1 protein-coding gene is annotated in these 1232 nt (G+C 60.4%); it reads right to left on the reverse strand.

The features are described 5' to 3' along the window. Positions 1-29: 29 nt before the first annotated feature. Positions 30-1103: a 23S rRNA (cytidine(2498)-2'-O)-methyltransferase RlmM gene (gene rlmM, locus VD17_RS19875; RefSeq protein WP_033055643.1), complete on the reverse strand. Its 1074-nt coding sequence runs from the start codon at positions 1101-1103 to the stop codon at positions 30-32. Between the last annotated feature and the right edge of the window lie 129 nt (positions 1104-1232).

Below are 1232 nucleotides of genomic sequence, written 5' to 3' on the forward strand. Positions count from 1 at the left end.
AAGCTCGCTCCCACATTGGTCCGCGTAAATCAGCGGGATTTGGGTTTCTTTACGTCGATCCGGCGCAGGTGGCAGGTCACTTCTTCACGGTCGTGATACAGCTGCTTGCAGCCGATCTCGACCCGAATGCCGCGTTCCTTGAACCCGTCGGCAATGCGTTCCAGCAAGCGCTTCACTTCGGCGTAACGCTGTTTCATCGGCAGCTTGAGGTTGACCACCGCTTCACGGCAATGCCCTTCGCCAATCCATTCTTCCAGCATCGCGGCGTTGCGCGCCGGTTTCTCGACGATGTCGCAGACCATCCAGTCCACCGGTTGCTTGGGCTTGAAGGTGAAACCGTCGGCCATCAAGTGTTGCACCAGACCGGTGTCCATCAGGCTTTCGGCCATCGGGCCGTTGTCAATCGCGGTCACCAGCATGCCGCGGTTGACCAGTTGCCAGGTCCAGCCGCCGGGTGCGGCACCGAGGTCGACGCCGGTCATGTCGCTGTGCAGGCGCTCATCCCACTGATCGCGAGGGATGAAGTGGTGCCACGCCTCTTCCAGCTTCAGCGTCGAACGGCTCGGCGCTTCACGCGGAAACTTCAGCCGCGGAATGCCCATCGGCCACATCGCCGAGTTGTTCGACTCGGCCAGCCCCATGAACACTTCGCGGCCACTTTTGAAGGTCAGCAGCAGACGCGGTTTGTGGGCATCTTCAACCAGTTTGCCAGCGGCCATCAGCGCCTTGCGCAGGTGGCCTTCGAACTTCTTGCAGAAGTTCGACAGTTCCTTGCCATCGTTGGTGTCGACCATTTCCAGCCACAGGCTGCCGCACAGCGGGAAGTCCGCCATGTGCGCGAGGATAACGCTGATGCGGTCGGTTTCCGGCAGATCGATGAAGATCCCGCGAGCCCACTGGCGCGGGAAGATCAGATCAGCGAAACGCTGGCCACGCATCAGGCGCTCGGCGCCGTCTTCTTCGGTGCAAATGAATTCGGCGCAGGCGCTGGCGGTCTTGGCCTTGGCATAACCGGCCACGTTCAGCCGCGCGGCGTGTTCGGAAATCTCGGAACAGACTTCGCTTTCGAAGCCCGGCCGGCAATGCATAAAGAGGGTGTTCATTCTTACTCCTGGGCAGATGGCGAGAAATTCAACCACTGCGCGATGCCCAGGCTTGCGTTGAAGCAAAGCCTGTCACGAAAACGGGCGCATGATAGCCGAGTTCGGAACCCAGGGTCTGTTGACGTTTGC

This window comes from Pseudomonas fluorescens (assembly GCF_000968015.1).
Lineage (GTDB): Bacteria > Pseudomonadota > Gammaproteobacteria > Pseudomonadales > Pseudomonadaceae > Aquipseudomonas > Aquipseudomonas fluorescens_W.

Coding starts and splice junctions, on each gene's coding strand:
- rlmM (WP_033055643.1), bottom strand. CDS start 1,103: ATGAACACCCTCTTTATGCATTGCCGGCCGGGCTTCGAAAGCGAAGTC.